The organism is Caulobacter sp. 05T431 (assembly GCF_056665975.1).
On record NZ_JBFTKU010000013.1, the window covers coordinates 41,018 to 66,091 of the forward strand.

Consider the following 25,074-nt stretch of genomic DNA (forward strand, 5'->3'; position numbering starts at 1 on the left):
CCCTAGACCATGCTCGCCATCGGGCCGTCCGCGCGGCCGTCGACGAACTGGCGCACATAGGGATTGTCGGTCTGGTCCAGTTCGGCCGGGGTGCCGCGCCAGATGATCTTGCCGGCGTTGAGCATGGCGATCTCGTCGCCGATCGTGCGGGCCGAGGCCAGGTCGTGGGTGATCGACACCGCGGTGCACCCCAGCCCCCTCACCTGCTCGACGATCAGTTCGTTGATCGCCGACGAGGTGATCGGGTCCAGGCCCGTGGTCGGCTCGTCGAAGAAGATGATCTCGGGATTGGCCACCACCGCCCGGGCCAGGCCGACCCGCTTCTGCATGCCGCCCGACAGCTCGGACGGATAGGAGTCGGCGACGTGGGCGGCCAGGTGGACGCGGCCCAGGGCCTCGATCGCCCGCGCCTTGGCCTCCTTGCGGGGCACGCCGTCGGCGTTGATCAGGCGGAAGGCGACGTTCTCCCAGACGCTGAGGCTGTCGAACAGCGCCGCGCCCTGGAACAGGACGCCGATGCGTTCGAACAGCTTGCGACGCGACGCCCCGCCCATGCCCAGCAGATCCTCGCCGTCGACCAGCACCTTGCCGGCGTCGGGGCGCACCAGGCCCATGGCGACCTTGATGGTCACCGACTTGCCCTGGCCCGACCCGCCGATGATCACCAGCGACTTGCCCGCCGCGACGCTGAGGTCCAGCCCGTCCAGGACCGGACTGTCGAAGCGCTTGCGCACGCCCTTCCATTCGAGTTTCGGCGTCTGGGTCATGCGGCGGTGAACAGGGTTGTGAGGAAGTAGTCGGAGGCGAAGATCAGGATCGCCGAGGACACCACCGCGTGGGTGGTCGCCCGGCCGACGCCCCGCGCGCCGCCCTTGGCGTTGTAGCCGTGATAGCAGCCCATCAGGGCGACGATGAACCCGAACACGGCCGCCTTGATCAGGCCCGACCCGACGTCCCAGCCCTGGATGAAGTTCATCGTGTTGCGCATGTAGATCGTCGAGTTGAAGTCCAGGATGCGCACGGCCACCAGCCAGCCGCCGGCCACGCCGATGATGTCGGCGACCAGGGTCAGCAGAGGCAGGACCAGAGTCGCGGCCAGCAGGCGCGGCGCGACCAGGTAGCGGAACGGATCGGTCGACAGGGTGCGCATGGCGTCGATCTGCTCGGTGGCGCGCATCGCCCCGATCTCGGCGGCGATGGCGGCCGACACCCGGCCCGCCAGCATCAGGGCCGCCAGCACGGGCCCCAGCTCACGCGTGATGCCCAGGGCGACGATCTGGGGCATCACCTGCTCGGCGTTGAAGCGCCCGCCCCCGGTGTAGATGTTCAGTCCCAGGGCCGCGCCGGTGAAGATCGCCGTCAGGCCGACGACCGGCAGCGAGAAGAAGCCGATGGCCGCCAGCTGGCGCAGCAGCTGGATCGGGAACCAGGGCGGGGTGAACACCGAGACGACGCCGCGCAGGGCGAAGACCCCGACCCCGCCCACCATGCGCAGCGCGCCCAGGGTCGAGCGCCCGATCGTGCGCAGGGGCTTGAAGATGCCCGGGATCGCGGCTTGGACCGCGGCCATCTCAGTAGCTGTCCGGAGCCGTGGCGGCGGACGCGGCGGGCGGCGTCTCGCCGGCCGCCGGGGCGGCGGCGGCGCCCGCTCCCCCTTGGGGCCGCATCACCGATCCGATCAGGCCGAACAGGTCGACCGCGCCCTGGGTGTTGTCGATCTCGCCGCCCGGCGGGATGTTGTCGACCGCGCCGCCGGGCGCGATCGCCACGTGGACGCCGCCCAGCAGGCTGTCGCTGGTGACCTTGGCGCTGGAATCCGAGGGCAGCTTGACGTCGGGGTCCAGGGTCAGCTTGGTCACCGCCAGATAGGTCTTGGGGTCMAGCTTGATTTCCGAAACGGTGCCGACCTTCACCCCCGCGACGCTGACCGCCGCGCCCGGCGCCAGCGAACCGACCTGGCCGAACTTGGCCGTGACGTCATAGCCGCCCGGCTTGCGGCCCACGCCGCCGACGCTCAGCGAATAGACCAGGAAACCCGCCGCCAGGACGAGCACGAGAAGACCCATCAAGGTCTCGGCCCATTGTTCGCGCAACCCCATGATCCCGAGTCCCCGCTCTTACCGCGACGCCGGACGCTGAGCGTCGCGCTGCAATTGGCTGATCAGCACATCGATGTTGCCGCCGGCGTTGTCGATGGTCGAAACGAAATCCTGCTGCTGGGTGATCGCCAGCCAGACGCCCTTGAACTGGACGTCGACGACCTTCCAGGCGGTTCCACCACCCAGCACCCGCCAGGACACCTGCACCGGCTGCCCCAGCTGGCCGCCCGAGATGGTGGTGTTGACGATCACGTCGCCCGGCTTGCGCACCGTCGAACCCGTCACCTTCAGGGTCTCGCCGTGATAGTCGCTGATGCGGTTCTGGTAGACGCTTTCGGCATAGACGCGGAACGCCGGCGCGAAGCGGGCGCGCTGATCCGGCGTGATGGTGCGCGCGTACTTGCCGAGCACGAAATTGGTGATCCGCGGCACGTCTGCCAGTTCGTCGATGCCCTGGTGGAAGGTCGCCTTCTTCTGGGCCACGCTCTGGTTCTTGTCGGCCAGGACCGAGATCACCCGCTGGGCCCGCGTCTGGACGAACTGCTCGGCCTGCGGTTCGCGCGGCCCCTGCGCCAGGGCCGGCGCGGCCTGGGTCATGACGCCGAGGCCGACCAGGGCGACCAGGGCCAGTTGGGCGAAGCGACGTGTGGGATGGGCGTTCGTMATGGGCGTATCCGGGGGATCTATTGTGGTTCGGGAGAGGCCGCGGGGGCGGCCGGCTCGGCAGGCGCGGGTTGGGGCGTAGCGGATTCGGCGGGAACGGTCGAAGTCTCCGGCGACGGGGCGACAGGATCGGTCGCGGCCGGGACGTCGTCGAAATCGGGCAGCTCCTGCACCGCGCCCGTCGCCTCGCGGATCAGGGCCTCGCGGTGCTGGCCATAGGCCGAGCGCGCCGTGGCGTAGGGATCGACCGCCTGGTCCAGCGCCCGGAACGCCAGGTCGGCGTTGGCGCGGGTGTCGATCGTCTGGGTGACCAGGCGCGTGATGCCGAACGGGCTGGTCCAGCCCTGCCCCGCCAGGCCGATCGGGTCGGTGAAGAAGTCGAACACCCGGCCGACGCCGTCGCGGAAGTTCAGCGGTCCCAGCACCGGCACGTACAGATACGGACCGGGCTTGACGCCGTAGCGGCCGAAGGTCTGGCCGAAGTCGGCGTCGTGGGAGCGGATGCCCATGCCGGCCGCGACGTCGAACAGCCCCAGCACCCCGACCGTGGAATTGATCGCGAACCGCGCCGTCGTCCGGCCCGCCCGCTTGGGCTTGCCCTGCAGGACGTCGTTCAGGAACGTGCTGGGTTCGCCCAGATTGTAGACGAAGGCGCTGACCCGGTGCCGCACCGGCGTCGGCGCCACGGCCATGTAGCCGTGGGTGACCGGCGCGAACACGGCGCGGTCCAGACCCATGCTGAAGGCGTAGCTGCCCCGGTTGAAGCCCTCGAGCGGATCATACTCGATCTGCGCCATGTCGGACGCCGCATCCGGCGCGGCGACCAGCGGGATGGGCGTTTCGCGCGCATCCCCGGCGTGCGCGGACGAAGCCGCCGCCGAGACACCCCCAGCGGCGATCACGGCCAGAGCCATGGTCGCTGTCCGTACAATCACGCTCAAGCCCTGCATTTTCTTCAGTATCTTCGTGGCCGACGCACCGATCCTCCTGGCGAGTTCGCCAGGCGTCGGCAGGAGGCATGTAGGCGCCGCTCGAAGCTAGGCAAGGGCTAGAGGCCGTTAGAACGTCATCCGCGTACGGAAGCTGAACCGTGGTGCAGAATCGTGACGCCGGCCAAGCTCGACCTGACACAACTCTTGCGACGCATGATCTTTACCTTGTCGCGATGGTGGAGATTGGGCAGACTTCGTCGTCAAAGCGAGGCGAGCCATGGACCGTTTGCGTGCGCCGTTCTTCTGGCTGGCGGGCTTCGTCCTGCTGGTGGCCCTGCTGATCGAATGCGCTTCGGCGTTCATCCTGGACGCCGTGCATCAGGCCGGTTTCGAGGCCTCGACCCCGGGCCTGGGCATCCGCTACCTGCCGGTCCTTGACGGCCTGCTGTTCTACACCGTCGCCTTGATGGGCTTGGGCATCCTGCTGTCCCGCAGCGTGATCGGTCGCGTGCAGGGCATCGTCACCCTGGTGATCGCCTTCTTCGGCCTGCTGGGCACGATCGTCATGGCCCTGGCGGCCCTGGGTCTGCTGATCCTGATGGTCACCCTGCTGGTGGCCATTCCGTTCGGGACCATCGCCTATTTCGCCGCCTTCGCCGACTTCCCGACGGGCGCGGCCACCGCCACCCTGGGCCTGATCCTGATCCTCAAGATCGTCTTCTGCATCCTGCTGATCCTGGCCCACGAGCGCTTCCTGCAGAACAAGGGCATCGTCATCCTGAGCGCGGTGTCGATCGGCGCGACCCTGTTGCTGGCCTTCCTGATCGACTTCCCGCCGGGCTTCCTGGCCAGCATCACCGACGCCATCGGCGCGTTGATCATCGCCATCGTCGGCGCGATCTGGCTGCTGATCCTGCTGATCGGCTCGATCCTGGCGACGATCTCGGCGCTGCGGACCGTCCGCGTCTAGACGTGGATCACCGGACCGTCACCTCCACCGACTGGTCGCCCAGGGGCTTGATCTCGATCACGCCGCCCGATCGATAGATCACCGCCGAGACGTCGTCGTCCTTGGCGCGGCAGAAGAACTTGCCGTCGCCGGCCTTCCGGGCCTTGCGCCAGGCGTCGCCGCAGTCGTCGACCTCGTCCTCGTCCACGAGGGTGTTCTCGGCGCACAGGCACGCGGTCTGGGGGCTCGTCTCCCCCTGTCCGGGCGCAAGGACCGTGTAGGTCGCGATCGCGCCGCGTCCCACGATCAGCCGAAGGCGGGCCATGCGCATGTCCTTGTTGGCCGCCGGGACGGACACGGTCTGGGACTTACGGTCCTCGGCGGCCGGGAATTCGACCACCTCCGCCTTCTTGAACAGCTTCGGCGCGAACGGGCGCGAGATGCTGCCCATGACGGCGGCCATCGACGGAGGCTCCCAGTCGGCCAGGGCGTCCTCGTCGATATTGCCGTTGCTGTCCGTGGGCGGCCCGTGAGCCGACGGCGGCGCGGGCGGCGTGGTGGCCCGGTAGACGGCCACGCCGATCGCCACGACGAAGCCGAGGACGATAAGGATCAGGATGATGATGACGATCTTCATCGGCGCAGCTCAACCATAACCGGCCATCATGATCGCCACGAACGCGGCGCCCAGCCCCGCCACGCCGATCACCGAGGTGACGATGGCCAGCGGCCAGGGCCAGCAGACCCAGCCCGTTACCGTGCCGCTGCCGTCCAGKAACCGCTGACCGGTCCGATCCGTGGGATTGGCGATGCCGTAGGCCATCACCTCCCAGGGATTGTCGAAATAGGTCCACCAGGTGATCGCGTCCCCGATCCGGCGGCTGGAATCGATCAGGCCGGCGATCAGAGCCGGGATAAGGGTCACCAGCATCCAGCCGACATAGGAGAACCAGAAGAACGGCCCCAGCAGCCGGTTCTGCCAGATATGGATCGTCTCGTGCTTGAACAGGTCCGTCGTCGGGTCCCAGGCGTCGGTGTTGCTCATCACCGCGCCCTGGGTGAAGGCGAAGCCCGACCGCACCGCGAAACCCTGCTTGTAACGATGGGCGTCGTGGCGGTCCTCGTCGGGGCCGTCGCCGTGGTCGCCCCAGGCGAAGTTGATCAGGTGCATCAGGACACCGTTGGTGTTGCCGCCCAATCCCCAGGTAACGTCCAGCAGGAAGGCGGGCGCGCCAAGGCCCGCCCACTTGTGGGTGGCCCACAGGCCGTCGAACAGGCCCACCAGCCCGCCCACCACCAGGGCGATCCACAGCAGCGCCTCTACGCCGATCACGGGGTGGCCGAAGCCCAGCGAGATCAGGTTCACCACGCCCGGCCAGATGAAGAACAGCAGGCTGGTCACGGTGATCGCCGCGTCCGAGTCCCCGCCGACGCTCAGCATGATGCTGATGAAGGTCCGCGCCAGGAAGGCGCCGAACGTCGCGGTGAGGAAGGTCTCCAGCACCCGCCACATCGCCGCGCTTCCGTCGCCCTTGGCCAGCCGCACGATCAGGGCCACCAGCGCCCCGGCCACGCCGAAGGCCAGGGATCCGAGAATGGCCTCCAGAGAGAATATCCGCTCCATGATGCGCTCCTTGCGGACCCGCCGGCCCTCCTGCATGCGTTCCTGGACCCGCGCCCGGCGGGTCCAGGCGTTCGGACGCCTAGCCCGCGGGCGACGTGACCTTGGTTCTCGGGATGATCCGCTCCGGCCGGCAGGCGCGGTAGCGGGACGGCCCCGCGGCGTTCTCCTGGGCCACGACCGTGCGCCGCTCGCCGGTGACGCAGACGTGGTCGCCGTTGTAGCCGTCGCGCCAGACATAGCCCATGAGGCAGGTGTCCGGACCGTACGGCCCGCCGTTCGGGTTACGGCGCGCGCCGGCCTGGCTGTTCTMCAACGCAGCCAGGTAGCGGGACTCCGGCGGGACGCAGACCCGGTCGTTGGGCCAGGCCTCGCGCCAGACGAAGCCGTCGATGCACGCGCCGACCGCCGGATCGCAATTGGCTTCGGCCGGCTCGACGATCGGCGGTTCCTCCTTGGGCTCGTCCGGTGGAGGCGTGACCACCGGCAGGGGGATGGCCACCGTCAGGAGGATGGGCTCGCTCTTCTTGGCCTTGGCGTCGGCGGCGGGCGACTGGTCCAGCACGGTGTCCGGAGCCTTGTCGATCGCCTTGTCGGTCCGCTTCACCGTCTTGTAACCGGCCTTGTCCAGCGCCTTGACGGCGTCGGCGTAAGGTTGGCCGACCACGTTCGGGACCTTGCCCCCGCCGCCCAGCGCCACGACGGCGATGATCACGGCGATCACCAGGACCAGCACCCCGCCGGCCACCGCGATGATCCACCACGGGAACGGCTTCTTGGGCGGCGGCGCCGGGCCGGCGGCGGCGGGGACGGTGACCGTCGCCGCCGTGCTGTCGGTGCTGTCGTTGTCGGGATCGTTGACATTGGTCGCCCGCAGCTTGATCCGATGCTGGCCGGGCGGGGTCGCGGCCGGGATCTTGGCGACCACGGTCACGGTCTGGTTCTCACCCGCCGCGATCGGCCGTTCCGGTTCCCCCTGGACCTGGTACCACTCGGGCTTGGCGTCGCCCTGGACCTGGACGCTGAAGCGCGCGGTCAGGCCCTCGCCCGTCTTGTTGGTGACGCCGAACACGGCGCTGCCCTTGTGGAAACCGCCTTCCGTCTTCAGCGCGACGGTGGTCGGTCCGTCCGGAATCTCGAAACTCGGCATGTCCTGATCCTTGGGTTCGACATCCTCGCGATCGACGCCGCGCCGCGGGCCATGCGCCCGCGACGCGGCCCGCGATCACTTCGGCAGGGTCCTCAGAGTGGTCGGCGCGACCGTCTTCACCGACCGCATCTGCGTGCTGTAGGTCAGGATGTTCGCGTCCACGATCGCGCGGCAGAACGCGATGTTGGCCTGGGCGCTGGCGACCGTGATGTTCACCCGGGTGCCCAGGGCGACCCTGGTCTTCGGCTCGATGCTCTGGGTCATGATCATGTTGGGCGTCCCGACGCAGGTGGAGCCGATGGATCCGATGTCGGTCCCGGCGTTCTTCAGCGCCTGGATGCCCGCGATCCCGCCGATCTGCGGGCTGAGCAGGTTGGGCACGACCACGCCGGGATCGGTCGTCAAGGTCACGACGCTGCCCTTGGGGGCCTTGGTGTCGCCAGCCGGATTCTGGACCTGGACGGAGTCCGGCTGCTGGCCGGAGGCCTTCCCGACCGCCGAGACGACCTTGAAGCCGCGATCCTCGAGCAGGGCCTGGGCGGCCACCAGCGGCTTGCCGGCGACGCTCGGCACGGCCACCGTCTCGCCCACGGCCACGGTCAGCTTGACCTCGGTCGTGGCGGGATCGGCCTGCGCGTCGGCCGCGGGGTCCTGCTTGAACACCTGGCCCAGGGTCTTGTCGTTGGAGACCTCCTCGATCGCCGGCCCGACCTTGAAGCCGGCCTTCTCGAGCACCGCGGCGGCGTCCGGATAGTCCAGCCCGGTCACCCCGGGCACCGCGACCGTCGGCACGCCCGCGACAGTCAGCTGGACCTGGGTCGTCTTGGGATCGGCCTTCGTGCCGGCCGCGGGAACCTGCAGGAACACCTTGTCCAGGGGCTCCTTGCCGGGCGGCGCCTGTCTAATCTCGGGCGCGGCGCCGTAGCCCTTGTCCTTCAGGGCGGCGACGGCGGAGGCGTAGTCCATCCCGATCACTTTCGGGACCTTCGAGCCGCCGCTCATCACGACGACGGCGATGATCACCCCGATCACCAGCACCAGCACGCCGGCGGCCACCGCGATGATCCACCACGGGAACGGCTTCTTCTTGACCGGCGGCTTGACGACCGCCGGGATCGTGATGGTCGCGGCGGTGCTGTCGGTGCTGTCGTTATCCGGGTCGTTGACGTTGGTGGCGCGCAGCTTGATCCGGTGCTGACCGGCCGGCGTCGCGGCGGGGATCTTCGCCAGCACGGTGACCGTCTGAGTCTCGCCGGCAGCGACCGGCCGCTCGGGCTCGCCCTGGATGGAGTACCATTCGGCCTTGCCGGCGCCCTGGATCTGCACGCTGAACCGGGCGGTCAACCCCTCCCCGGTCTTGTTGGTGACGTTGAACACGGCGTTGCCCTTGTGGAAGCCGGCCTCCGTCTTCAGGGCTACGGTCGTGGGGCCGTCCGGAATCTCGAAACTCGGCATGGGCGTTCGTCCTCGTGCTCGCGATCAGGCTGCAGAAAATTCGATTTCGTAGGTCGTGTAGGCGGGACGCTCTTCGTCGACGATCCGACGCACTAGATCGGCCAAAGGCCGTGCGGCCGCCGGAGCGACGACGCGCAGATGGAAGCACCGGGCTTCGCCCTTGGGCCCCGGCGGGTTCTCCTGGACGGCATAGCCGGGCAGCCCGGTCGCCACGGTCAGGAAGCGTTCGAGAGTCCGTCGGGTGCCGCGCCAGCGCGCCAGCTCGGCCGCCTCCAGGCACAGCAGCCGCAGGCGGCCCAGCCCGGCGGCATAACGGGGCGCGCCTTCGCCCGGGCGGCCGCCGGTCCAGTCGAGATAGCGCTCCAGGTCCAGCCAGCGGGCCAGCATCAGGGCGAAGTTCGGCGGCGCGCGCATCGGATCGACGTGGGCGTCGAGGTTCGCCAGGGCGGTCTCGGCCGGCGCCTGCAGCATCTCCATCACCTCCAGCGTCGCCGCCAGCGGCTTCTTGGGCGTGATGGCGGACTGGTAGGTCTCCGGCAGCAGGCGGGCGATGCGGTCGCGGTTCATCGTCAGCCCCCCGTATCGTCGTCGATCACCACCGAAAGGTGATGCTGGTCGGCGCAATAGAGCCAGTTGGGCGGCAGCGGGATCCGGTCGGTGAACACCGTGGCCGACGCGGTGGCGAAATGCTGGGCCCCGTCCAGGCTGCGATAGACGCCCATGGGGCCGCCCGCGAAAACCATCGGCGCCGCGCCGGCGACGGGCGCCGCCGCCACGCTGGACACCACGTGCAGCAGCCGTTCGGTGTCGCGGATCGGCAGGCCGGCGTCCAACGGCGCGGCCCGCCAGGACGGCGCCGCCGCCGTGGTGTCCAGGGCCAGCACGCCGCCGCGATTGGAGCCGGCGAACACCCATTGGTCCGCGAAGGCTAGGCCCTCGCAAGAGCCGCCCTGCCAGCCGATGTTGAACGGCTTGAAACCCTCGGGGTCGTCGGCGCCGCCCGACCGCAGCTCCACCCGGAAGGCGCCCGAGCCTTGCTGGCCGGCCTCGGCCGCCGCCGCCGCCCACAGGAAATCGCGGGCGTTGAAGCGCTGCACCGTCAGGCTGCGGATGTCCTGGTTCACCAGCCCGATGGGATGGAAGCTCTCGGACACCCCGCCCAGGGCCGACAGATAGACCCCGCCCTTGACCCGCGCGGCCACCGCGACCTGCACCACCCCGGCCGACGACACCGAGGTCGTCACGGCGTAGAAGCCCTTGGTGTCACGGGTCTTGTCCACGACCACGGGGGCCGGGCCCGCGTCGCCGAAGGGCTTGAGCTGGCGAAGGCCCTCGCCCGTGGCGATCAGCAACAGGGGCGAGCCCTCCCGGTCGACCCAGTCGGCGTCGGACACGTCGCTGTTGAACACCGCCGCCTCGGTCTTCCAGGTCTCGCCGCAGTCGCGCGACACGTGGATCGCCCCGCCGGCCTTGCGGACCACGCCCAGCGCCATCAGGCCCGGCCGGTCGCGGTGGCGGCGAACGAACAGCGGCCGGTCGCCGTCGGCCTTGAACACCACCGACCAGGTGTTGCCGTCGTCCAGGCTGCGATGCAGGCCCTGGTTGGTGGCGGCGAACCAGGTGCGGGCCTGGTGCGGGTCGCGCAGCAGGTCCGACACGTCGCGGTCGGGCGCCTCGCCGATGGTCAGGCGCAGCTGGTCGGCGTAGCGCACGCTGGGATCGGCCAGCATGGCCTCGTAGACGTCCGAGGCGCGCAGGACCTGGCCGAAGGGCTCGTCGCGCAGCGGCGAGAACAGCTTGTTGAGCCGCACCCGCAGCCGGGCCTCGACCGCCGGGGCGTCCTCCTCGCGGCTGACCACCACGCGCGCGGCCACCGACACGGGGCGCACCCTGGCCCAGCCGACCGAGGTCTGCACGCCCAGCGGCCGGCGCTGGTCGACGGCCTTCTGGACGCGGGCCCGCAGTTCCTCGCTGCGGCGATCGACCACCGCCTGGGCGGTCACCCCCGCGTCGGGCAGCGTCTCGGGATCGACGGCCGGCACCAGCAGGATCTCGACCACCCCGGGGGCGGCGTGAGCCCAGACCTGCGACTGGGCGTAGGCCTTGGCCCGGGCCACGGCCCCGACGCTGAGCGCCACCCGCTCGAAGTCGCGGGCGGTGACGGCGCAGCGCATGGACGTCAGCTCCAGCGGTCCGCGCCGCAGCGCCGCCTGCACGGTTTCGGCCTCGGCCCCGCCGGCGGCGCGCGCCGCGTTGGTCACCGTCAGGCCGGCGATCGGGGTCTTGAACACGGTGAGGACGCCGGGCGCGACGTTGCCGGCGCGCCCGCCGCCGATGCGATACCAGACCCGGATGTCACGCCCCAGGGCCGGCACGGCCGACAGCGGCGTGGACCCCTCCCCGGCCATGGCCGGGGCGAACTGGATGCGGCCGGTGGCGCGGTCGACCCGGTAGACGCAGTCGGTGGGCGCGGCGTCGGCGAAGCTGAAGACCTCGCGCCAAATCCGATAGCTCTTGTCGCCCAGCGTGCGCGACACCGCCCCGTCGGCCAGTTCGGCGCTGTCGGCCTCGACGCCGACAATCAGGTCCAGGCCGTCGCCGGACGGGGCGATGATCGGGGGACGCCGCACCTGCACGCTGAGGCCGGGCCCGCCCGTGCCGGCGCCGACCGACTCCGCCTCGATCGTCTCGCAATGGAGGGCCGGTGCGTCGACGCTCTTCTGGTCGACCGGCAGGATCGCGGCCTGGGTGACCATGAAGGTCACCGACCCATCGCTGGTGGCGATCCGGGCTCCAGCGGGGATGGTGATCCGCGCATTGCCTTCGGCGCGGGTGAAGGTCAGGGTCACCGCCGCCGCGGCCGGCGGCCGGATCTGGGCGCCGACCAGGTTCAGCAGGCTGACATACAGCTTCTCCGGCACGCGATTGAGCCGATACAGCATGGTGTCGGTCAGGTAGGCGAAGGTCTCCAGCAGGGTGATGCCGGGGTCGCTGGGATTGCGGTCGGTCCATTCCGGGCACGATCGGTCGATGACCTTGACGGCGTCGGCCATCAGCTCGGCGAAGGTGCGGTCGTCCAGCTTGGGCGTGGGCAAGGGCATCAGGCGGCCTCCCCTTGCAGGTCGAGGCCGAACTGCAGCTGGCCCGGCTGGTTGCTGCTGCGCACCCGGTAATCCAGCGAGACGTTCAGCTGGCTGGGCGCGGCGGGATCGACGCCGGCGTCCAGCCGCACGATCTCGATCCTGGGCTCCCAGCGCTTGAGCGACTGGCGCACATAGTGGATGGCCAGGCCGGCGGTCGTGGCGTCGTTGGGGGCGAACATCAGCCGATGCAGCGGGCAGCCGTAGCTGGGCCGCATCACGCGCTCGCCGGGGATGGTGGTCAGCAGCAGGATGATCGCCTGGCGCACGGCGTCGGCGCCGCTGACCTCGGCCAGCCGCCCCGCCGGCGACAGGACCAGCCCGGCCGGCCGCCGCAGCTCGGACGTGCCTCCGCCCAGCTCCGCGCCTTCGAACCGAATGCCCCGAACGCTCTTCATGCTCAACTCCCGGCCGCCACGAGGCGCTGGCCGGGATCGACCACGCGATAATTGACCGTGCCCGGTGGCGACCCGTCGGTAAGCCCCGTCACCGTGTCCAGGCACACGGCCCGGCCGCCGATGGTGACGAAGGTGGAATAGCCCTGCTTGACGGCCAGGGTCGTCAGGCAGGGGCGCAGGCCGATGACCGGATTGGCGTTCGGACAGGCCGAGATCGGCCGCGACTGCGGGTTGGGATTGACCAGCGCCAGCCGGTTCTTGATGCGCACCAGGGTCTGGGTGGGCGCTATGCCCACCCGGCCGCCATGATCACACACCAGTGTCGCGTCCTGGGTCAGCCACAGCATGCTCAACCCTCCTCGAACGCGACGGCGGCGGCGCGGATCGTCAGCCGGCGCCCCGGGGCCTCGATGACAAGGTCGCCGCTGGCCCTCAGGCGCGAGCCGTTGGGGCCGAACTCGAACAGGCCGCCCGCGCGGGTCTCCAGCCGCGCCAGGGCGTCGACGCTGTCCAGGGTCAGCACCTGGCCGCCCGGCGTCCGCACGGTGAAGGCCCGGGCCCCGGCCGTCCCCGCGCCGCGCGGTCCCGGCGCCGTGCGTTCGCCATAGAGGCCGCCCAGCACCACGCCCCGCGCCGGATCGCCATCCGGGAACAGCACCAGCACGTCGTCCTCCGGTTCCGGCAGGATCGCCACGCCCTTGTCGGCGCCCGCGCCCAGCAGCAGCACCGACATCCAGCCGGTCTCGACGTCGCCCAGCACCGGCAGCTTGACCCGGACTCGCGCCAGGCCGTCGGGATCGTCGGCGTCGGTCACCTTGCCCAGGGTGAAGGCGGGCGTGCGCGGCCGGTCGGGCCGGACCGGCGGTTCGGTGGAGATTTCGACCACGTAGCCGCGGGTTTCCTCGAAGCGATGCAGGGCCCGCGTCACCACGCAGCGGCCGTCGACCAGGTCGCCGAGGCCCTCCAGGTTCACCGGCCGTCCCGGGCGCAGATGGGTGTCGCCCTCGACCACCGCGTCCAGCAGCACGGCGCGCGCCACCGCCCGGTCGAGATCGGCCTGGGCCAGGCTCTCGGCCTCGGCGGCGTCGGCCGCGAGGCGGTTGAACAGGGTCCGTCCGCCCAGGTCCGGAAAGGCGGTCAACCCGCCGTCGCGCAGTTCCTCGGCGTCCTGCCGGGCCAGGCCCGCCCGGGCGTTGGCCGAGACCGCCCGCGAGGGGTCCCACGACTGGGCGCTGGTCCAGGGGCGCAGCGAGTCCGCCCCCGCCGAGGCCCGCGCCTCGATGATCTCGCGCCGCATCCGCAGCGGGATCGGCTCGCCCTCGCCCGCCAGGCTGATCAGCCGCAGGTCGCCGCCCTCCACCACCAGATAGAGGCCCGCGTCCCGCGCCAGGTCGACCACCAGGTCGAAGTCGTTCTGGTCATGCTGGACGATCAGGGCGCGGGTCGGCGGATGCTCGGCGCACTGGAACCCTAGACCCAGATCGCCGGCCATCTGGCCCGCGACGTCAGCCACCGTCTGATCGGTCAGGGCCCGAGCCCGTTGGCGCAGCCGCGCCCGGTGCAGCTTGTCGAGCGCCCGCAGGCGCACGATCMGGCCCTGGTCGGCGTCGTTCTGGTACTCGACGGCGGTGATCTCGCCGTCGAACAGATCGCCCGAGCCGTCGATCGAGAAGGCCAAGCCCGCTCCTAGCCGCAACCCTCTCAGGGCGTCGGCCGGCGGCTCGGCGAAGACCAGTTCGGCCATGGCCGGCGCGTTGAGCGCCTGGCGCACGAAGGCCGAGACCGCGTAGCGGCCAAGGGTCGGGTCCAGGGGCGATCCGTCCAGGCGGGCCCTCAGCGGGCGGTTGGCGAAGATCGAGGTCATGCCCGCGCCTCCAGAAGGATCGCCAGCGAAGGCAGCACGATCGTCGTGCCCTCCGGAATGTCGAGGGGGTCGTCGATGCTGTTGTAGGTGGCGATGTCGGGCCACAGGCTGGGATCGCCGTAGCCGTCGTCGGCCATCTGATCGAGCCGCTTCAGGGGCAGGCCTTCGCTGTCGACCGGCATGTCGACGGCCGGGTACTGATCGGTGGATCCGCCTTCCAGGTCGAACGGCGACTCGAACTGCGGGGTCACCGGCCGAGCGGGCGCCGGGCGCGGCTCGGAATCCTCGACGCGACGCAGGCGCAGGCTGAGCCACGACCGACGCGGCGCCCCGTCGGCGTTGAACCGCTCCAGCCGTTCGGCCACGTGGAGCACGACGCTGGGGATGTTCCACGACTTGCCCCAGATGAACCGCACGGTGGGCGGAGCCGAAAAGCCGTCGGCGGCGACGGCGTTCTCGGTCAGGTCCCAGAGCGGACGGGTCAAGGCGCGGACATCGTCGTCCGCGGCCGGGCCCTGGCCGTCTTCCGGCGTGTTCGACGGGCGGCCCTCCCGGGCGATCTCGACGTCGAACAGCAGGTTCAGGTCGTATTCGGTGACGCCGCCGCCGGTGGCGATCAACGGATCCTCGGACCGCGCCACGCCGGTCAGGAAGCCGCCGCCGGCCACCCGCGTCCGCACGCCGGCGGTTCGCCGGGCCTCGAGGCTCTCGGGGTTGAGCAGGCAGGAAAGCCGCTCGCCCGTCCGCTCCAGCAGGAAGGCTACACGCTCCATCGCCCCTCCTCCTGTTCACGAGCCAGTTGGTCCCAGCGGGGCGGCGGAACCTCGACCCCGGTCGGCGCGGCGAAGGTCGCCGGCGGAAGCGCGGGCCAGCGGTCGTCCGACGGCTGGTCGGAGAAGGCGCGCGGGACGGCGCGCGAAGTGAACGRCCGGCGCGCCGCGTAGGTCGGCCGTTTGTCGTGGGGCTCGCCGGCCGAGGTGGCGGCCGCGACCTGACGGGCCATCCGCCCGACGGCGGGGTGGCGCTCCCGGTCTTCGCCTGGATCCGACGGCGCGGCTCGCTCTTGGGGCGGATCGCGAGGTGGGAGGATCGAGGCGACCCGCGCCCGGGGCTCGACMGCCAACGCGGTGAAGAACGGCGCCGGGGGGCCGGGCCTCGGCTTCGACGATGACAGGTCGATCGGGGGCGCCGCCGTCGCGACGACCGGGTCGGAGGCGGCGGGACGCTGGGCGCGCGGGTGCGGCCTGGCTCGCAGCGCTGTCAGGGCTCGGAAGATCGCATGTCGCCCGGGCGACGACGGCCGGGCGCGCCAGACCCGTTCCGGGACGTCGGTTCGGCGATCCGCCGCCAGGAACGGAAAGGCTGGACGGGGCTTAGGCGCGGCCCCTACAGCGGTCGCTTCAGGGGTTTCCGCCAGGTCGTCGACAGAAGGCTCGGGAGCCGCCGAAAGCGCGAGGGCCCGCCCGAGACGCGCGGTGGCCGACTTCGCGAAGAACCAGGATCTTTGACGGAGCGCGCGGCGGCGCACGGCGGTGTCGTGCGTGAAGGCCTCCGAGCGGTMTTGCTGAGAGGCTTCCGAACCCGACGGCGCGGCGACGCGATCGGACGACACCTGTTCGGTCGAGCGGCCAGGTCCGGCCTCCGGGGACTCCCACCTCGGCTCATGGGTCGTCGTTCGCGAGACCGGCGCCGGGGACCAGGTCGTCTCGTGCGCGGGAACGGCCGATCGCGCTGGGGACGCTTCCGTGTCGGACGGCGCAGCCGGTTCCGGTCCCGCCTGCGTCGCCCGGGCCGGCTCGGCGACCAGGCTCAGCGGCGACCTGGGACGGCGCGCGTGCGGGGCGGGCTCCGGCGTCGCCGCCGGGCGGACGAGTCGATCGGACGCCGGCGCGGCGCTTGCCGCCGCGAACACCGGTCGCGGCCGGCGCCGGCGCTCCGGCTCGGATCGACGCCAGACCTCGCCCGAACGCTCCCGCAGGTCGGCCAGGCTCGGAACACCAGGGTCTCGCGCGATCGGTTCCCGCGCTTTCGGGGCCGGCGACGCCTCGGGCGCCAGCGGCCGCAGCGGCGGGCCGTCCGAGCGCGCGGGCGGCCAGGCCGACGGATCGCTGTTCAGCGACAGCGGCGCCTGACCCGCTTCGGCCAACTGGGACGTCCGCTCGGCCACGTGCGCCAGCCAATGGGCGGGCGCGCCCGGATAGCGCTCGGCCAGGGCGGCCATCACCGGGTCCGGCGCCGGCGCGGATCGATCCTCGGAGGCGCGCTCCAGGGCCTGGGCCACCGAGCGGGCCAAGGCGGCCATGGCGATCAGCCAACCCGAAAACAGGCGGCGAAGGGCCATGGCTTACGCTCGGGTCAGGGTGTCGAAGGACAGCTTGAGTTCCTCGATCGCGACTTCGCGGCCGAGGGCGTCGAACGACACGCCGCTCCATTCACAAGGCCAGGCGTTGTCGAGGTTCCAGCGCAGGACCTCGGCCGTGCCCTTCACGTCCATCATCGCGATCGAGATGTTGCGACGGGGCGTGCCCCCGGCCAGGACCTCCTTGAGCCAGTCCCAGAGGGCCGGGGTCTTGGTCAGGCCGTAGCGCAGGGTGACCTCGGCGTACTCGATCGGCCCGGGCAGGGTCCGGACGATCTGGCCGCTGCCGGACTCGCGGTAGCGGATGGGATGGATCCGCACCCCCAGGCCGAAGCACTCGGTGAACCGGACATCGCCCATCTCGCGGGACGACAGCATGAAGTTGTAGTTGCGGTAGACGTCGGGCAGAGCGCCAACCTTGGGCGCCGCCGCTGCTTCTTCAGGCTTAGCCATGACGGATCCTCTCTAGGGTTGGGGGTCAGGCGGTCTCGACGGTGGTTCCGACCGCCGTCTGGCCGATGCGGAAGATGACKAATTCGGCGGGCTTCACGGGCGCGATGCCGATGACCACCACCACCTGGCCAGCGTCGACCACCTCCGGCGGGTTGGTTTCGGCGTCGCACTTGACGAAGAAGGCGTCCTCGGGCCGGGCCCCGGCCAGGGCGCCCTGGCGCCACAGCAGGGTCAGGAAGGCGCCGATGTCGCGCTGGATGTCCTTCCACAGCGGGCCGGCGTTGGGTTCGAACACCACCCAGCGGGTGCTGATGGCGATCGACTCCTCGATCATGTTGAACAGCCGGCGGACGTTTAGGTAGCGCCAGTTGCTGGCGCTCGGGGCCAGGGTCCGCGCGCCCCAAACCCGCACGCCCTCGCGGCTGAAGAAGCGGATGCAGTTGATCCCGACCGGATTGAGCACGTCCTGGTCGGCGCGGGACACCATCTGGGTCAGCCCCTGGGCGCCGCGGATCGTGACGTTGGCCGGCGCCTTGTGCACGCCGCGCTCGCTGTCGGTGCGGGCGTAGATCCCGGCCATGTGGCCCGACGGCGGGATTTCCACCGGGTTCTTCGGATCGGGGTTGACCGAGTCCAGGCCCGTCAGCCAGGGGAAGTAGCAGGCGCCGTAGCCGCTGTCGGAATCCCGGGGGCGCTGGCCCGGCTTCTGACCCTTGGGCTTGGCCGCCGCTCCCGCGTCACCGGCGGGCGGCGCGGGCGGCGCTGGCCCCTCGGCGGCCCGGGTCAGGACCTCGACGTCGTCGACGCGAGCCGGAGCGTCCAGGATCGCCACGCGGTCCTTGAGAAGCTCGGCGGCGTCCAGCAGCGCGCCGTGCGACGCCACGTCGGTTCGCCCCGGCGCGGCGATGATGGCGATCTCGTCGATCGCCGCCAGGGCGTCGAGCCCTCGCCCCTTGCCGGAGATGGCCCCGTCGGCCTTGGTGTTGACGACATAGCAGCGCGAGCCGCCATTGAGGAAGAAGCCGTAGACGGCGTTGGACAGGTGGGTGCCCTTGTCCCCGTCCCGGATGTAGGTTCTCTGGAATTCGCTCCAGTTGTTGATCGCCTTCGCCTCGTCGACGAGGACGTCGGGGTTCGGCGCGGTTCCCACGAAGCCGGCGGTCGATGTCCCCACCGCCTCGATCGGGCGTGTTCCAGAGTCGATCTCCTCGACGTAAACGCCGGGGCTCAAATAGGACAGCATGTCAAATCTCCAGCGGTAAACGAAGGATCACGGGACTGTCGGTCTCGACCTCGCTGTCGATCTCGACGCCGCGGGCGCGGACGTTGAGACGGACGGGCTTGTTCTTGGCGCCGACCGGGCCGCGCAGTCGGAAGCGGCCGAACGCGTCTGTACGGGCGGTGCGGTCCACGCCCTCGACGCGCACCACGGCGTCGGCGACCGGCGTGTCGCCCGGCCCCAGGACCGAGCCCTGCAGGACGCCGAGCTCGCCCGCGTCGATCGTGAGCGGGAAGCGGACGAGGGCCGCCGCGGCGGCCGCGCGACGCCGGGCGGCCGAGACCATGGCCCGCAGCACGAAACCGGGGCCGGGCGGCAGGCTCAGCTCAAGGCACAGCTTCAGCGCGTCACGGTCCAGCACCACTTCGGCCTCGTCGCGCTCCATCGCCGCGAACAGCAGGGCCATGGCCCCGGTCTGCTCGACGATCGGATCGGCGGCGCGCACGGTGACCAGGTAATCCGCGGCCAGGGTCAGCGGCGGCGAGGCGGCTCGGGGCGTCGCCTGCGGCGCCAGACCGACCAGGCGGAGATCGACCCCCTCCCCGCAGTCACGATCACCCAGAGACCGGGCGACGACGGCGCGACCCGGCAGGACCTCCTGGGTCCAGCCGATCAATTCGCGCGTCGTTTCCTCCAGCCCCTCAGGCATCTTTCAGCTCGCTCCCCCGGGTACAACCAATAGGCGTCCACTCATACTAAGACCGAACTTTGACAAATGAAAAGCTCAGATTTCACCGTTTTCTGAATGCGATTTTCTCCAGTTTTGCAAAATCGATCCCGATAAAAAGTCACATGATTATTCTCGTTAGATTCAATATAAGCGTCTACAAAAGCGCCCCCTAAGCGCTTTAGACTTGGCACTTTTTGCCATAGACAACTATTTCATAACTTAATTTTCGAAGGAATTTCGGGAGTTTTCGCCAAATTGGCGTATTTTGATCTTTCAAAATGCGCCACGTTCGCTAAAAACGGGTAATGAATAACTCAAACTACCGAAACTAGAAATAAACGGAATGGTTGCAGTTCGCGAGAGATTTTGAGCTCGACGGCGCCGCTGCCGAGACGCCGCGCACAGCGCAACCGCCACCTCGCCCCTCCAGGCGCCGACGGCGTGCCCGGCGCGCACGCGTCGAAGACGGAAAGCGCCGTAAGAGCGCGTTAACGCGCGCGCTATCTACTCGGCGTTAACTATGATTCGAGAGGACCATCGGATGCTGGCCGAGCCTATCGCGCCCGTCGGCGCGGACCCCATCGCCGCCGGACGCGCGGCGCTGGAAGCAGGCGACGCCGCCGAGGCGGCGCGGCTCTTCCTGACCGTCGCCCGGGCCAAGCCGGCCGACCACGAAAGCCGGTACTGGCTCTACAGCGCCCTGATGGCGGACGGCCAGCCGAACGCGGCGCGGCCGTTCCTCGACGAGGCCCGCGACCTGCACGCAACCTCGCTCTTCCGCGGGCTGGGGGTCGATGTCCAGCGCTTCCGGGCGGACAAGGCCTATTGCGGCGACGTGGGGCTGGCGCTCTACAGCCATCAGCAGATGGCCGCGGCCAGCCTGGCCCTGGGCCGCAGTCTCGACTTCGACCAGCTGAACCTCCAGCATTTGGCGTCCTACGGACTGTCCCTGCTGCACCAGGGTCGCACCGACGAAGCCATCAACGTCTTCCAGGTGGCGGCCGACACCTTCCAGAACTCGGTGGTCCACGAGTTCCTGCTGTACGCCCTGTTCCACGCCCCCGACCGTATGCAGCGGGTGGCGGACGAGGCGCGCCGCTGGAGCGACCTCTACGCCGCCCACCTGACGCCGGCCGAGCCCCGCTTCGACAACGACCGCACCGCCGGGCGGCGGCTGCGGATCGGCTATGTGGGCCCCAGCTTCACCCGCAACCAGGTGGCCCAGTTCCTGCTGCCGGTGCTGGACGCGCACGACCCGGCGGTCGTGGAAGTCTTCCTCTACTGCGCCGACCCCGCCGAGGAGGGCCCGCTGCCCCAGGGCTGCAAGGTGCGCGGCCTCGACGGCATGGGCGACGCCGACGTCGCCGCCCTGATCCGCAAGGACGAGATCGACATCCTGATCGATGTCTGGGGTCACACCGCGGGCAGCCGCCTGGGCGTCTTCGCCTACCGCCCCGCGCCGATCCAGGTGGCCTGGATCAACTTCGTCCAGACCACCGGCCTGGCCTGCATGGATTACATCCTCCACGCCGACAGCATGGCGGTCGAGGGCTCGGAACAGTACTACACCGAGGAGATCTGGCGGATCGGCCCGATCGTGGCGCCCAGCCGTCCGTCGCCCGATCGCCTGGCCCCGGTCACCACCCCGGCCCTGAAGAACGGCTATGTCACGTTCGGCTCGTTCAACAATCCGGCCAAGCTGAGCGAGATCACCATCGCCGCCTGGGCGATCATCCTCGGCCAGCGGCCCAATGACCGCCTGGTGCTGAAGTACGCCACCTTCGCCGACCCGGTCCTGCAGCGCGTGACCCAGGCGCGCTTCGCCGCCTACGGGGCGCGGCCCGAGCAGCTGGAGTTCCGCGGCCGCACCACCGGCGTCGACTACCTGCGCGAATTCCAGGACATCGACCTGGCCCTGGACCCCTCGCCCTGCCCTGGCGGCACCACCTCGTGCGACGCCCTGGCCAACGGCGTGCCCCTGCTCACCCAGCTGGGCGAAGACCTCTACGGCCGCATCGGCGTGCCGGTGGTCGAGCCCTGCGGCCTGTCCGAACTGATCGCCGACGGCTGGGACGACTACGTGGCCAAGGCCCTGGCCGTCACCGAGGACTACCAGGCCCTCGACGCCCTGCGCGCCAAGGTGCGCCCAGGCTTCGACGCCTCGCCCTACTGCGACGAGGTCGGCTTCACCCGCAATCTGGAAGCGACGTTCCGTCAGATGTTCGACCGCTGGCTGGCGGCGGAGTGAGCGCGATGTCGGAACGGGTGATCGAGGTTGGATGCGACCTGCGCGACGGGACGATCGTCCCCCGGCTGACGCACGCCGAGATCGTCGACCGGGTGATGGGCCAGGGCCAGCTGCTGCTGCTCAAGGGGGTCTTCCCCTACGACCAGGTCTCCGACCTGCGCACGGCCGTCGCCGCCTGGGGGCGCGAGACGCCGCCGGCCGAGATCGACGACTTCGCCGGCAACTACCATCGCCGCCGCTGCATGATCTCGCGCCTGCAGCAGGCGCCGCACGTCTTCCACGACTATAATTTCAACGACCTGTCCGCGGCGCCGCCCGCTCTCGAACTTCGGCTKCGCAACCTCTTCGAGCCCTTGCGCGGGCTCTACAACGCCCTGACCGGAGCCGGCGTGGCGTTCGAGATCCCCGCGTCGGGTCCCTACGTCCACCCGCAGCTCATCCAGTATCCGGCCGGCGGCGGCTTCTTCGCCCGCCACTGGCACAACCTGCTGCCCCAGCAACTGGGTTTCATCGTCTCGCTGTCGCAGCGCGGGCGCGATTTCCGCAACGGCGGCACCTGCTTCGAGATCGAGGGCGAGGTGATCGACATGGAGACCCGCCAGGACGCGGGCGATATCCTGATCTGGCGCTACGACCACCACCACTGGGTCAGCCAGTCCGACCTTCGCGACAAGTTCGACTGGGACAGCGAGGCCGGACGTTGGGTGGCGACCTTCGCCTATTTCGATCCACGCGGGTGAGACGGCTGACATGACGATCGAGTTGAAGGCCAGCAAGTACCGTTGCCCGACCTGCGGCGGCGCGGATTTCGTGACCAGCGTCACCCAATGGCGCTGCACGAGCTGCGGCCAGGCCTATGCCTGCGTCTACGGCATGCCCAAGCTGTTCAACGAGGAGCGGCTGGGGGCCCAGGACCGCAAGCTGCGCGACACCTTCTACGACGGCCTGTTCGGCCGCCTGTACCAGGTGACGATGCCGGCGATCGTGATGCCGGTCCGCCCGCTCTCGTTGTCCGGCCCCTACTGGGTCGCCTACGCCGCCGTCTGGATCGCCCTGCTGGGCCTGGTCATCGGGCTGGTGGCGGCCTTGGCGTCAGGCGCTCTGGTCGCGGCGCTGATCCTGGCCGTTCCGCTGGTCCTCGCCGGCCTGGTGCTCAATCGGCAGCGCTACCTGCTGCACCTGCTGTGGACCGCCGCGCCGGTCTGGCTGTCGCTGTCGCGCCGCCCCTACACCCCGCCCGAGACCTTCGCCCAAGTCCACGAGCGCATGCTGGCCCCGCTGCGGACCGCCGGTCGCCGCCTGCAGGTGCTCGACGTCTCCACCGGCTCGTGCAACTCGCTCTACAAGCACGGCTGGATGTCGCTGGACGCCGACTACACCGCCATCGACCTGTCCGAGACCATGCTCAAGCAGGGCAGCGAGATGATGAGCAAGGCCGGCGTCGCCGTCGACCTGGTGCTGGGCGATGCGATGGCCCTGCCCTTCCAGGACGACCGCTTCGACGTGGTGCTGAGCTACGGCGCGGTGAACGGCCTGACCGACCCGGTGAAGGCCATCGCCGAGATGGCCCGCGTGGCCAAGCCCGGCGGCGTGCTGCTGTTCCTCGACGAGCAGATGTACGACGCGGCGACGCCCCTGGACCGGGCCTATTTCCACAAGGTGCTGTCCAGCCACAACGTCATCCACCGCTGCCCGGTGGAGAGCCTGCCGGCCAGCCTGACCGACGTGCGGGTCTCGCAGATCTATCAGTTCTACTACATCTGCACGGCCCGTAAGGCGGGGTGATCCCGCCCTACGGCTTCAGATGGACGAACATCGCGCCGCCGGCCACGAAGTGGCGCTGGACGCGCGCGCCGTAGGCGGCGATGGCGCGGTCGGCGACCTTGCGCGGCCCGTCGCCGTGCGGCCAGTGGTAGTCGTCGAAGATCACCCAGCCGTCGGGCGCCACCAGCGGGCTCCATAGCGCGAAGTCCTCGGCCACCGCCGCCTCGTCGTGGTTGCCGTCCAGGTGCAGCACGGCGATCGATCCGGCCAACGCGGTCGCCCCGAACTCCGGCGAGGTCACCGCGCGGTCCTCGACATAGCGCTGATGGGCGTCGGCCGAAGTCATGGGCAGGTAGTTGAAGTCGCCCGCCGAGCAGCCCAGCATGGCCAGCAGGAAGCCGGTGCGGACCAGGTTCCAGTCCCAGCCGCCGGAGGCCTCCTGGATCAGCACCGGGGCGTCGGTCTGCACCGACAGACCCAGGTCCCAGGGATCGACGCACAGCGTCGCGCCCACGCCGCAATAGGCGCCCACGCGGTTGAAGACATAGCTGCTCTTGCCGAACAGGGCGCCGATCTCGACGATGTCGCCCTTGGGCGCCATAGGCACGACGCCGCAGATCGCCAGGATCTTCTCGCGCGAGCATTCGCCGTGGATGGTCTCGGCCTGGGCCAGGATGCCGCCCACCAGCTCGGCCGGCAGCGACGAGGGGGCGCCGGCGATGGCCGCGATCGTCTCCAGCCCCGCCCGGCCGTCGGCCAGGGCGGCGCTCACGCGGTCCATCTGGCGCATGAAGGGACCCGGCCCCATCAGCCGCACGCCCGGCAGGCGCTCCGGCAGGGCCTGCTCGAACAGGTGGAAGGTGGCGGCGTGCGGCGTGAAGACGTCGGTGACCCCTTCGCGCGCGACCAGCGCCGCCAGGGCGTCGAAGAAGTCGGGCGCGCCGATGAACGGCAACCGCCCCCAGGCGTCGAACGCACCGGCGTTGGGGTCCTGCTCCAGCGACGACGCCCCGACGACGCGACGGCCCCACTGATGGGCTTCGCGGGCAAACTTGGCGGCCGCCTCGAGGGCCGAGGGGAAGACGAGGATGGTCATGCGTCCTCCAGGACGGAACAGCCGACGCCGGTCTGGCCGAAGCCGTCGCCGTTGTGGAACATGATCTTGCGGCCGTCGGCGACGACCACGCTGGGATACGACATGGTGGCGCTGTTCCAGCCTTCGCCGGTCGGCTTCAGGCCTTCCGGATCGGGTTGTCGGGTCCAGTCCACGCCGTCGCTCGAGGTGGCGTGGCCGATGCGGTACGAACCCGTCCCGTCGCGATAGCCGATGCTGTTGCGATACGAGAACCACATCTCGTAGCCGTCGGCCGTGCGCAGCACCGACGGACGCGTATTGGCCTCCAGCGCATCCAGCTTGGGGATGCAGGCGTGATTCAGCTGCCGCCAGGTCAGGCCGTCGTCCGAGCGGGCCAGCTTGATCTGGTAGGTCGGCTCGAACTTGCCGTCGATCTCGACCCAGCCGGTGCCCGAGCCGTACCACATGGTCCAGGTCCCGTTCTCGATCAGGATGTTGGGGGCCATGGTCATGTAAGGCTCGTGGGGCGTGCGGTCGACGACCGGCCCCTCGAAGGCGCGCTCGAAGGTCAGGCCCCCGTCGCGGCTGCGCGCCAGGCCCACCGACATGCGATACGGCACGTTGCCGCCCCGGCTGACGCCGCCGTAGTAGAGCCACAGCTCGTCGCCGACCATCATCGCCTGGCTGCCGATGGCGCCGTCCTCGTCATGGGTTCCCGGCTTGCCCAGGCCCAGCACGGGCTGGTCGTGGACGTACAGCACACGGGTGGGATCAGCGCGGTCGCACTCGAAAAAGCTGGTACGACTGCGGTTGTCGGCGTCGCGAGTGCCATAATAGACGCGGATGCGGTCGCCCATCAGCAGGGCCGCCGGCGCCTGGGCGTGGGTCTTGGACCAGTCGAGTTCGCCGCTGGGGACGAAGATCGCGCCGAGTTGTTTCCAGTCCGCCACGCGGC

The 25,074-nt window shown here is 70.1% G+C and carries 25 protein-coding genes; 4 read left to right on the top strand and 21 right to left on the bottom strand.

Annotated features, from left to right (window positions below):
* Positions 1 to 2: 2 nt before the first annotated feature.
* The 5 genes from AC1U89_RS13405 to AC1U89_RS13425 are packed head-to-tail and all read right to left on the bottom strand — an operon-like array spanning position 3 to position 3,676.
* Positions 3 to 767, bottom strand: a complete 765-nt coding sequence (locus tag AC1U89_RS13405; protein WP_479900189.1) for an ABC transporter ATP-binding protein — start codon at positions 765 to 767, stop codon at positions 3 to 5.
* Positions 764 to 1,570 carry an MlaE family ABC transporter permease gene (locus AC1U89_RS13410; RefSeq protein WP_479900190.1) on the bottom strand — a complete coding sequence of 269 codons (807 nt, stop codon included), beginning with the start codon at positions 1,568 to 1,570 and terminating at the stop codon, positions 764 to 766. Before AC1U89_RS13410 ends, AC1U89_RS13405 begins: the two co-directional genes overlap by 4 nt.
* Before the next feature lies 1 nt (position 1,571).
* Entirely contained in the window at positions 1,572 to 2,099 is a 528-nt protein-coding gene (gene mlaD, locus AC1U89_RS13415) for an outer membrane lipid asymmetry maintenance protein MlaD (RefSeq protein WP_479900191.1), read from the bottom strand.
* Positions 2,100 to 2,117: 18 nt separating this feature from the next.
* Positions 2,118 to 2,786 carry an MlaC/ttg2D family ABC transporter substrate-binding protein gene (locus AC1U89_RS13420; RefSeq protein ID WP_479900281.1) on the bottom strand — a complete coding sequence of 223 codons (669 nt, stop codon included), beginning with the start codon at positions 2,784 to 2,786 and terminating at the stop codon, positions 2,118 to 2,120.
* Positions 2,783 to 3,676, bottom strand: coding sequence for an MlaA family lipoprotein (locus AC1U89_RS13425; RefSeq protein ID WP_479900192.1), 894 nt, complete (start codon positions 3,674 to 3,676; stop codon positions 2,783 to 2,785). The genes AC1U89_RS13420 and AC1U89_RS13425 overlap by 4 nt, the downstream gene beginning before the upstream one ends.
* Before the next feature lie 295 nt (positions 3,677 to 3,971).
* Between AC1U89_RS13425 and AC1U89_RS13430 the strand changes: the two genes are divergently transcribed.
* Positions 3,972 to 4,664: a hypothetical protein gene (locus AC1U89_RS13430; protein WP_479900193.1), complete on the top strand. Its 693-nt coding sequence runs from the start codon at positions 3,972 to 3,974 to the stop codon at positions 4,662 to 4,664.
* 7 nt (positions 4,665 to 4,671) lie between these two features.
* Here AC1U89_RS13430 and AC1U89_RS13435 read toward each other — a convergent pair whose 3' ends face one another.
* The 14 genes from AC1U89_RS13435 to AC1U89_RS13500 all read right to left on the bottom strand — a co-directional run bounded on the left by AC1U89_RS13435 (position 4,672) and on the right by AC1U89_RS13500 (position 19,011).
* On the bottom strand, positions 4,672 to 5,280 hold the full coding sequence (locus AC1U89_RS13435; protein ID WP_479900194.1) for a hypothetical protein: 609 nt from the start codon (positions 5,278 to 5,280) through the stop codon (positions 4,672 to 4,674).
* Positions 5,281 to 5,289: 9 nt separating this feature from the next.
* On the bottom strand, positions 5,290 to 6,267 hold the full coding sequence (locus AC1U89_RS13440; RefSeq protein ID WP_479900195.1) for a hypothetical protein: 978 nt from the start codon (positions 6,265 to 6,267) through the stop codon (positions 5,290 to 5,292).
* A gap of 79 nt (positions 6,268 to 6,346) precedes the next feature.
* Complete coding sequence (locus AC1U89_RS13445; protein ID WP_479900196.1) at positions 6,347 to 7,414, bottom strand: PASTA domain-containing protein; 1,068 nt, start codon at positions 7,412 to 7,414, stop codon at positions 6,347 to 6,349.
* 75 nt (positions 7,415 to 7,489) lie between these two features.
* Positions 7,490 to 8,869 (bottom strand): PASTA domain-containing protein, encoded by a 1,380-nt coding sequence (locus AC1U89_RS13450; protein WP_479900197.1) that lies wholly within the window; start codon positions 8,867 to 8,869, stop codon positions 7,490 to 7,492.
* A gap of 24 nt (positions 8,870 to 8,893) precedes the next feature.
* The gene (locus AC1U89_RS13455; RefSeq protein ID WP_479900198.1) at positions 8,894 to 9,436 is read right to left on the bottom strand and encodes a hypothetical protein; all 543 of its coding nucleotides are present in this window, start codon (positions 9,434 to 9,436) and stop codon (positions 8,894 to 8,896) included.
* A 2-nt stretch (positions 9,437 to 9,438) separates the two neighbouring features.
* Positions 9,439 to 11,970: a baseplate J/gp47 family protein gene (locus AC1U89_RS13460; RefSeq protein ID WP_479900199.1), complete on the bottom strand. Its 2,532-nt coding sequence runs from the start codon at positions 11,968 to 11,970 to the stop codon at positions 9,439 to 9,441.
* Positions 11,970 to 12,407, bottom strand: coding sequence for a GPW/gp25 family protein (locus AC1U89_RS13465; RefSeq protein ID WP_337687912.1), 438 nt, complete (start codon positions 12,405 to 12,407; stop codon positions 11,970 to 11,972). The genes AC1U89_RS13460 and AC1U89_RS13465 overlap by 1 nt, the downstream gene beginning before the upstream one ends.
* 2 nt (positions 12,408 to 12,409) lie before the next feature.
* On the bottom strand, positions 12,410 to 12,754 hold the full coding sequence (locus tag AC1U89_RS13470; RefSeq protein WP_035081941.1) for a hypothetical protein: 345 nt from the start codon (positions 12,752 to 12,754) through the stop codon (positions 12,410 to 12,412).
* Positions 12,755 to 12,756: 2 nt separating this feature from the next.
* Entirely contained in the window at positions 12,757 to 14,271 is a 1,515-nt protein-coding gene (locus AC1U89_RS13475; protein ID WP_479900200.1) for a phage baseplate assembly protein V, read from the bottom strand.
* Positions 14,268 to 15,044 (bottom strand): CIS tube protein, encoded by a 777-nt coding sequence (locus tag AC1U89_RS13480; RefSeq protein WP_479900201.1) that lies wholly within the window; start codon positions 15,042 to 15,044, stop codon positions 14,268 to 14,270. The genes AC1U89_RS13475 and AC1U89_RS13480 overlap by 4 nt, the downstream gene beginning before the upstream one ends.
* Positions 15,032 to 16,612 (bottom strand): hypothetical protein, encoded by a 1,581-nt coding sequence (locus AC1U89_RS13485; protein WP_479900202.1) that lies wholly within the window; start codon positions 16,610 to 16,612, stop codon positions 15,032 to 15,034. The genes AC1U89_RS13480 and AC1U89_RS13485 overlap by 13 nt, the downstream gene beginning before the upstream one ends.
* A gap of 3 nt (positions 16,613 to 16,615) precedes the next feature.
* Complete coding sequence (locus AC1U89_RS13490) at positions 16,616 to 17,083, bottom strand: phage tail protein (RefSeq protein WP_029916321.1); 468 nt, start codon at positions 17,081 to 17,083, stop codon at positions 16,616 to 16,618.
* A gap of 25 nt (positions 17,084 to 17,108) precedes the next feature.
* Positions 17,109 to 18,326, bottom strand: coding sequence for a phage tail sheath family protein (locus AC1U89_RS13495; protein WP_479900203.1), 1,218 nt, complete (start codon positions 18,324 to 18,326; stop codon positions 17,109 to 17,111).
* Between the two features lies 1 nt (position 18,327).
* The gene (locus tag AC1U89_RS13500) at positions 18,328 to 19,011 is read right to left on the bottom strand and encodes a carboxypeptidase-like regulatory domain-containing protein (RefSeq protein WP_479900204.1); all 684 of its coding nucleotides are present in this window, start codon (positions 19,009 to 19,011) and stop codon (positions 18,328 to 18,330) included.
* A 562-nt stretch (positions 19,012 to 19,573) separates the two neighbouring features.
* Here AC1U89_RS13500 and AC1U89_RS13505 point away from each other — a divergent pair.
* Genes AC1U89_RS13505 through AC1U89_RS13515 form a run of 3 tightly spaced genes read left to right on the top strand, consistent with a single transcriptional unit; the run spans position 19,574 to position 23,065 of the window.
* Positions 19,574 to 21,280 carry an O-linked N-acetylglucosamine transferase, SPINDLY family protein gene (locus AC1U89_RS13505; protein WP_479900205.1) on the top strand — a complete coding sequence of 569 codons (1,707 nt, stop codon included), beginning with the start codon at positions 19,574 to 19,576 and terminating at the stop codon, positions 21,278 to 21,280.
* A gap of 5 nt (positions 21,281 to 21,285) precedes the next feature.
* Positions 21,286 to 22,020 carry a hypothetical protein gene (locus AC1U89_RS13510; RefSeq protein WP_479900206.1) on the top strand — a complete coding sequence of 245 codons (735 nt, stop codon included), beginning with the start codon at positions 21,286 to 21,288 and terminating at the stop codon, positions 22,018 to 22,020.
* Positions 22,021 to 22,030: 10 nt separating this feature from the next.
* Complete coding sequence (locus AC1U89_RS13515) at positions 22,031 to 23,065, top strand: class I SAM-dependent methyltransferase (protein WP_479900207.1); 1,035 nt, start codon at positions 22,031 to 22,033, stop codon at positions 23,063 to 23,065.
* Positions 23,066 to 23,072: 7 nt separating this feature from the next.
* Here the strand turns inward: AC1U89_RS13515 and AC1U89_RS13520 are convergent, their stop codons facing one another.
* Both AC1U89_RS13520 and AC1U89_RS13525 read right to left on the bottom strand, forming a co-directional pair.
* Positions 23,073 to 24,140, bottom strand: coding sequence for a class I SAM-dependent methyltransferase (locus AC1U89_RS13520; protein ID WP_479900208.1), 1,068 nt, complete (start codon positions 24,138 to 24,140; stop codon positions 23,073 to 23,075).
* Positions 24,137 to 25,069 (bottom strand): hypothetical protein, encoded by a 933-nt coding sequence (locus AC1U89_RS13525; RefSeq protein ID WP_479900209.1) that lies wholly within the window; start codon positions 25,067 to 25,069, stop codon positions 24,137 to 24,139. The genes AC1U89_RS13520 and AC1U89_RS13525 overlap by 4 nt, the downstream gene beginning before the upstream one ends.
* Between the last annotated feature and the right edge of the window lie 5 nt (positions 25,070 to 25,074).

Excerpts from the sequence above, each read along its gene's own strand:
- AC1U89_RS13430 (WP_479900193.1), top strand. The coding sequence starts at position 3,972 with ATGGACCGTTTGCGTGCGCCGTTCTTCTGGCTGGCGGGCTTCGTCCTG.
- AC1U89_RS13455 (WP_479900198.1), bottom strand. The coding sequence starts at position 9,436 with ATGAACCGCGACCGCATCGCCCGCCTGCTGCCGGAGACCTACCAGTCC.
- AC1U89_RS13425 (WP_479900192.1), bottom strand. The coding sequence starts at position 3,676 with ATGGCTCTGGCCGTGATCGCCGCTGGGGGTGTCTCGGCGGCGGCTTCG.
- AC1U89_RS13505 (WP_479900205.1), top strand. The coding sequence starts at position 19,574 with ATGCTGGCCGAGCCTATCGCGCCCGTCGGCGCGGACCCCATCGCCGCC.
- AC1U89_RS13470 (WP_035081941.1), bottom strand. The coding sequence starts at position 12,754 with ATGCTGTGGCTGACCCAGGACGCGACACTGGTGTGTGATCATGGCGGC.
- AC1U89_RS13480 (WP_479900201.1), bottom strand. The coding sequence starts at position 15,044 with ATGGAGCGTGTAGCCTTCCTGCTGGAGCGGACGGGCGAGCGGCTTTCC.
- AC1U89_RS13410 (WP_479900190.1), bottom strand. The coding sequence starts at position 1,570 with ATGGCCGCGGTCCAAGCCGCGATCCCGGGCATCTTCAAGCCCCTGCGC.
- AC1U89_RS13405 (WP_479900189.1), bottom strand. The coding sequence starts at position 767 with ATGACCCAGACGCCGAAACTCGAATGGAAGGGCGTGCGCAAGCGCTTC.
- AC1U89_RS13460 (WP_479900199.1), bottom strand. The coding sequence starts at position 11,970 with ATGCCCTTGCCCACGCCCAAGCTGGACGACCGCACCTTCGCCGAGCTG.
- AC1U89_RS13500 (WP_479900204.1), bottom strand. The coding sequence starts at position 19,011 with ATGCCTGAGGGGCTGGAGGAAACGACGCGCGAATTGATCGGCTGGACC.
- AC1U89_RS13520 (WP_479900208.1), bottom strand. The coding sequence starts at position 24,140 with ATGACCATCCTCGTCTTCCCCTCGGCCCTCGAGGCGGCCGCCAAGTTT.
- AC1U89_RS13490 (WP_029916321.1), bottom strand. The coding sequence starts at position 17,083 with ATGGCTAAGCCTGAAGAAGCAGCGGCGGCGCCCAAGGTTGGCGCTCTG.
- AC1U89_RS13450 (WP_479900197.1), bottom strand. The coding sequence starts at position 8,869 with ATGCCGAGTTTCGAGATTCCGGACGGCCCCACGACCGTAGCCCTGAAG.
- AC1U89_RS13465 (WP_337687912.1), bottom strand. The coding sequence starts at position 12,407 with ATGAAGAGCGTTCGGGGCATTCGGTTCGAAGGCGCGGAGCTGGGCGGA.
- AC1U89_RS13515 (WP_479900207.1), top strand. The coding sequence starts at position 22,031 with ATGACGATCGAGTTGAAGGCCAGCAAGTACCGTTGCCCGACCTGCGGC.
- AC1U89_RS13435 (WP_479900194.1), bottom strand. The coding sequence starts at position 5,280 with ATGAAGATCGTCATCATCATCCTGATCCTTATCGTCCTCGGCTTCGTC.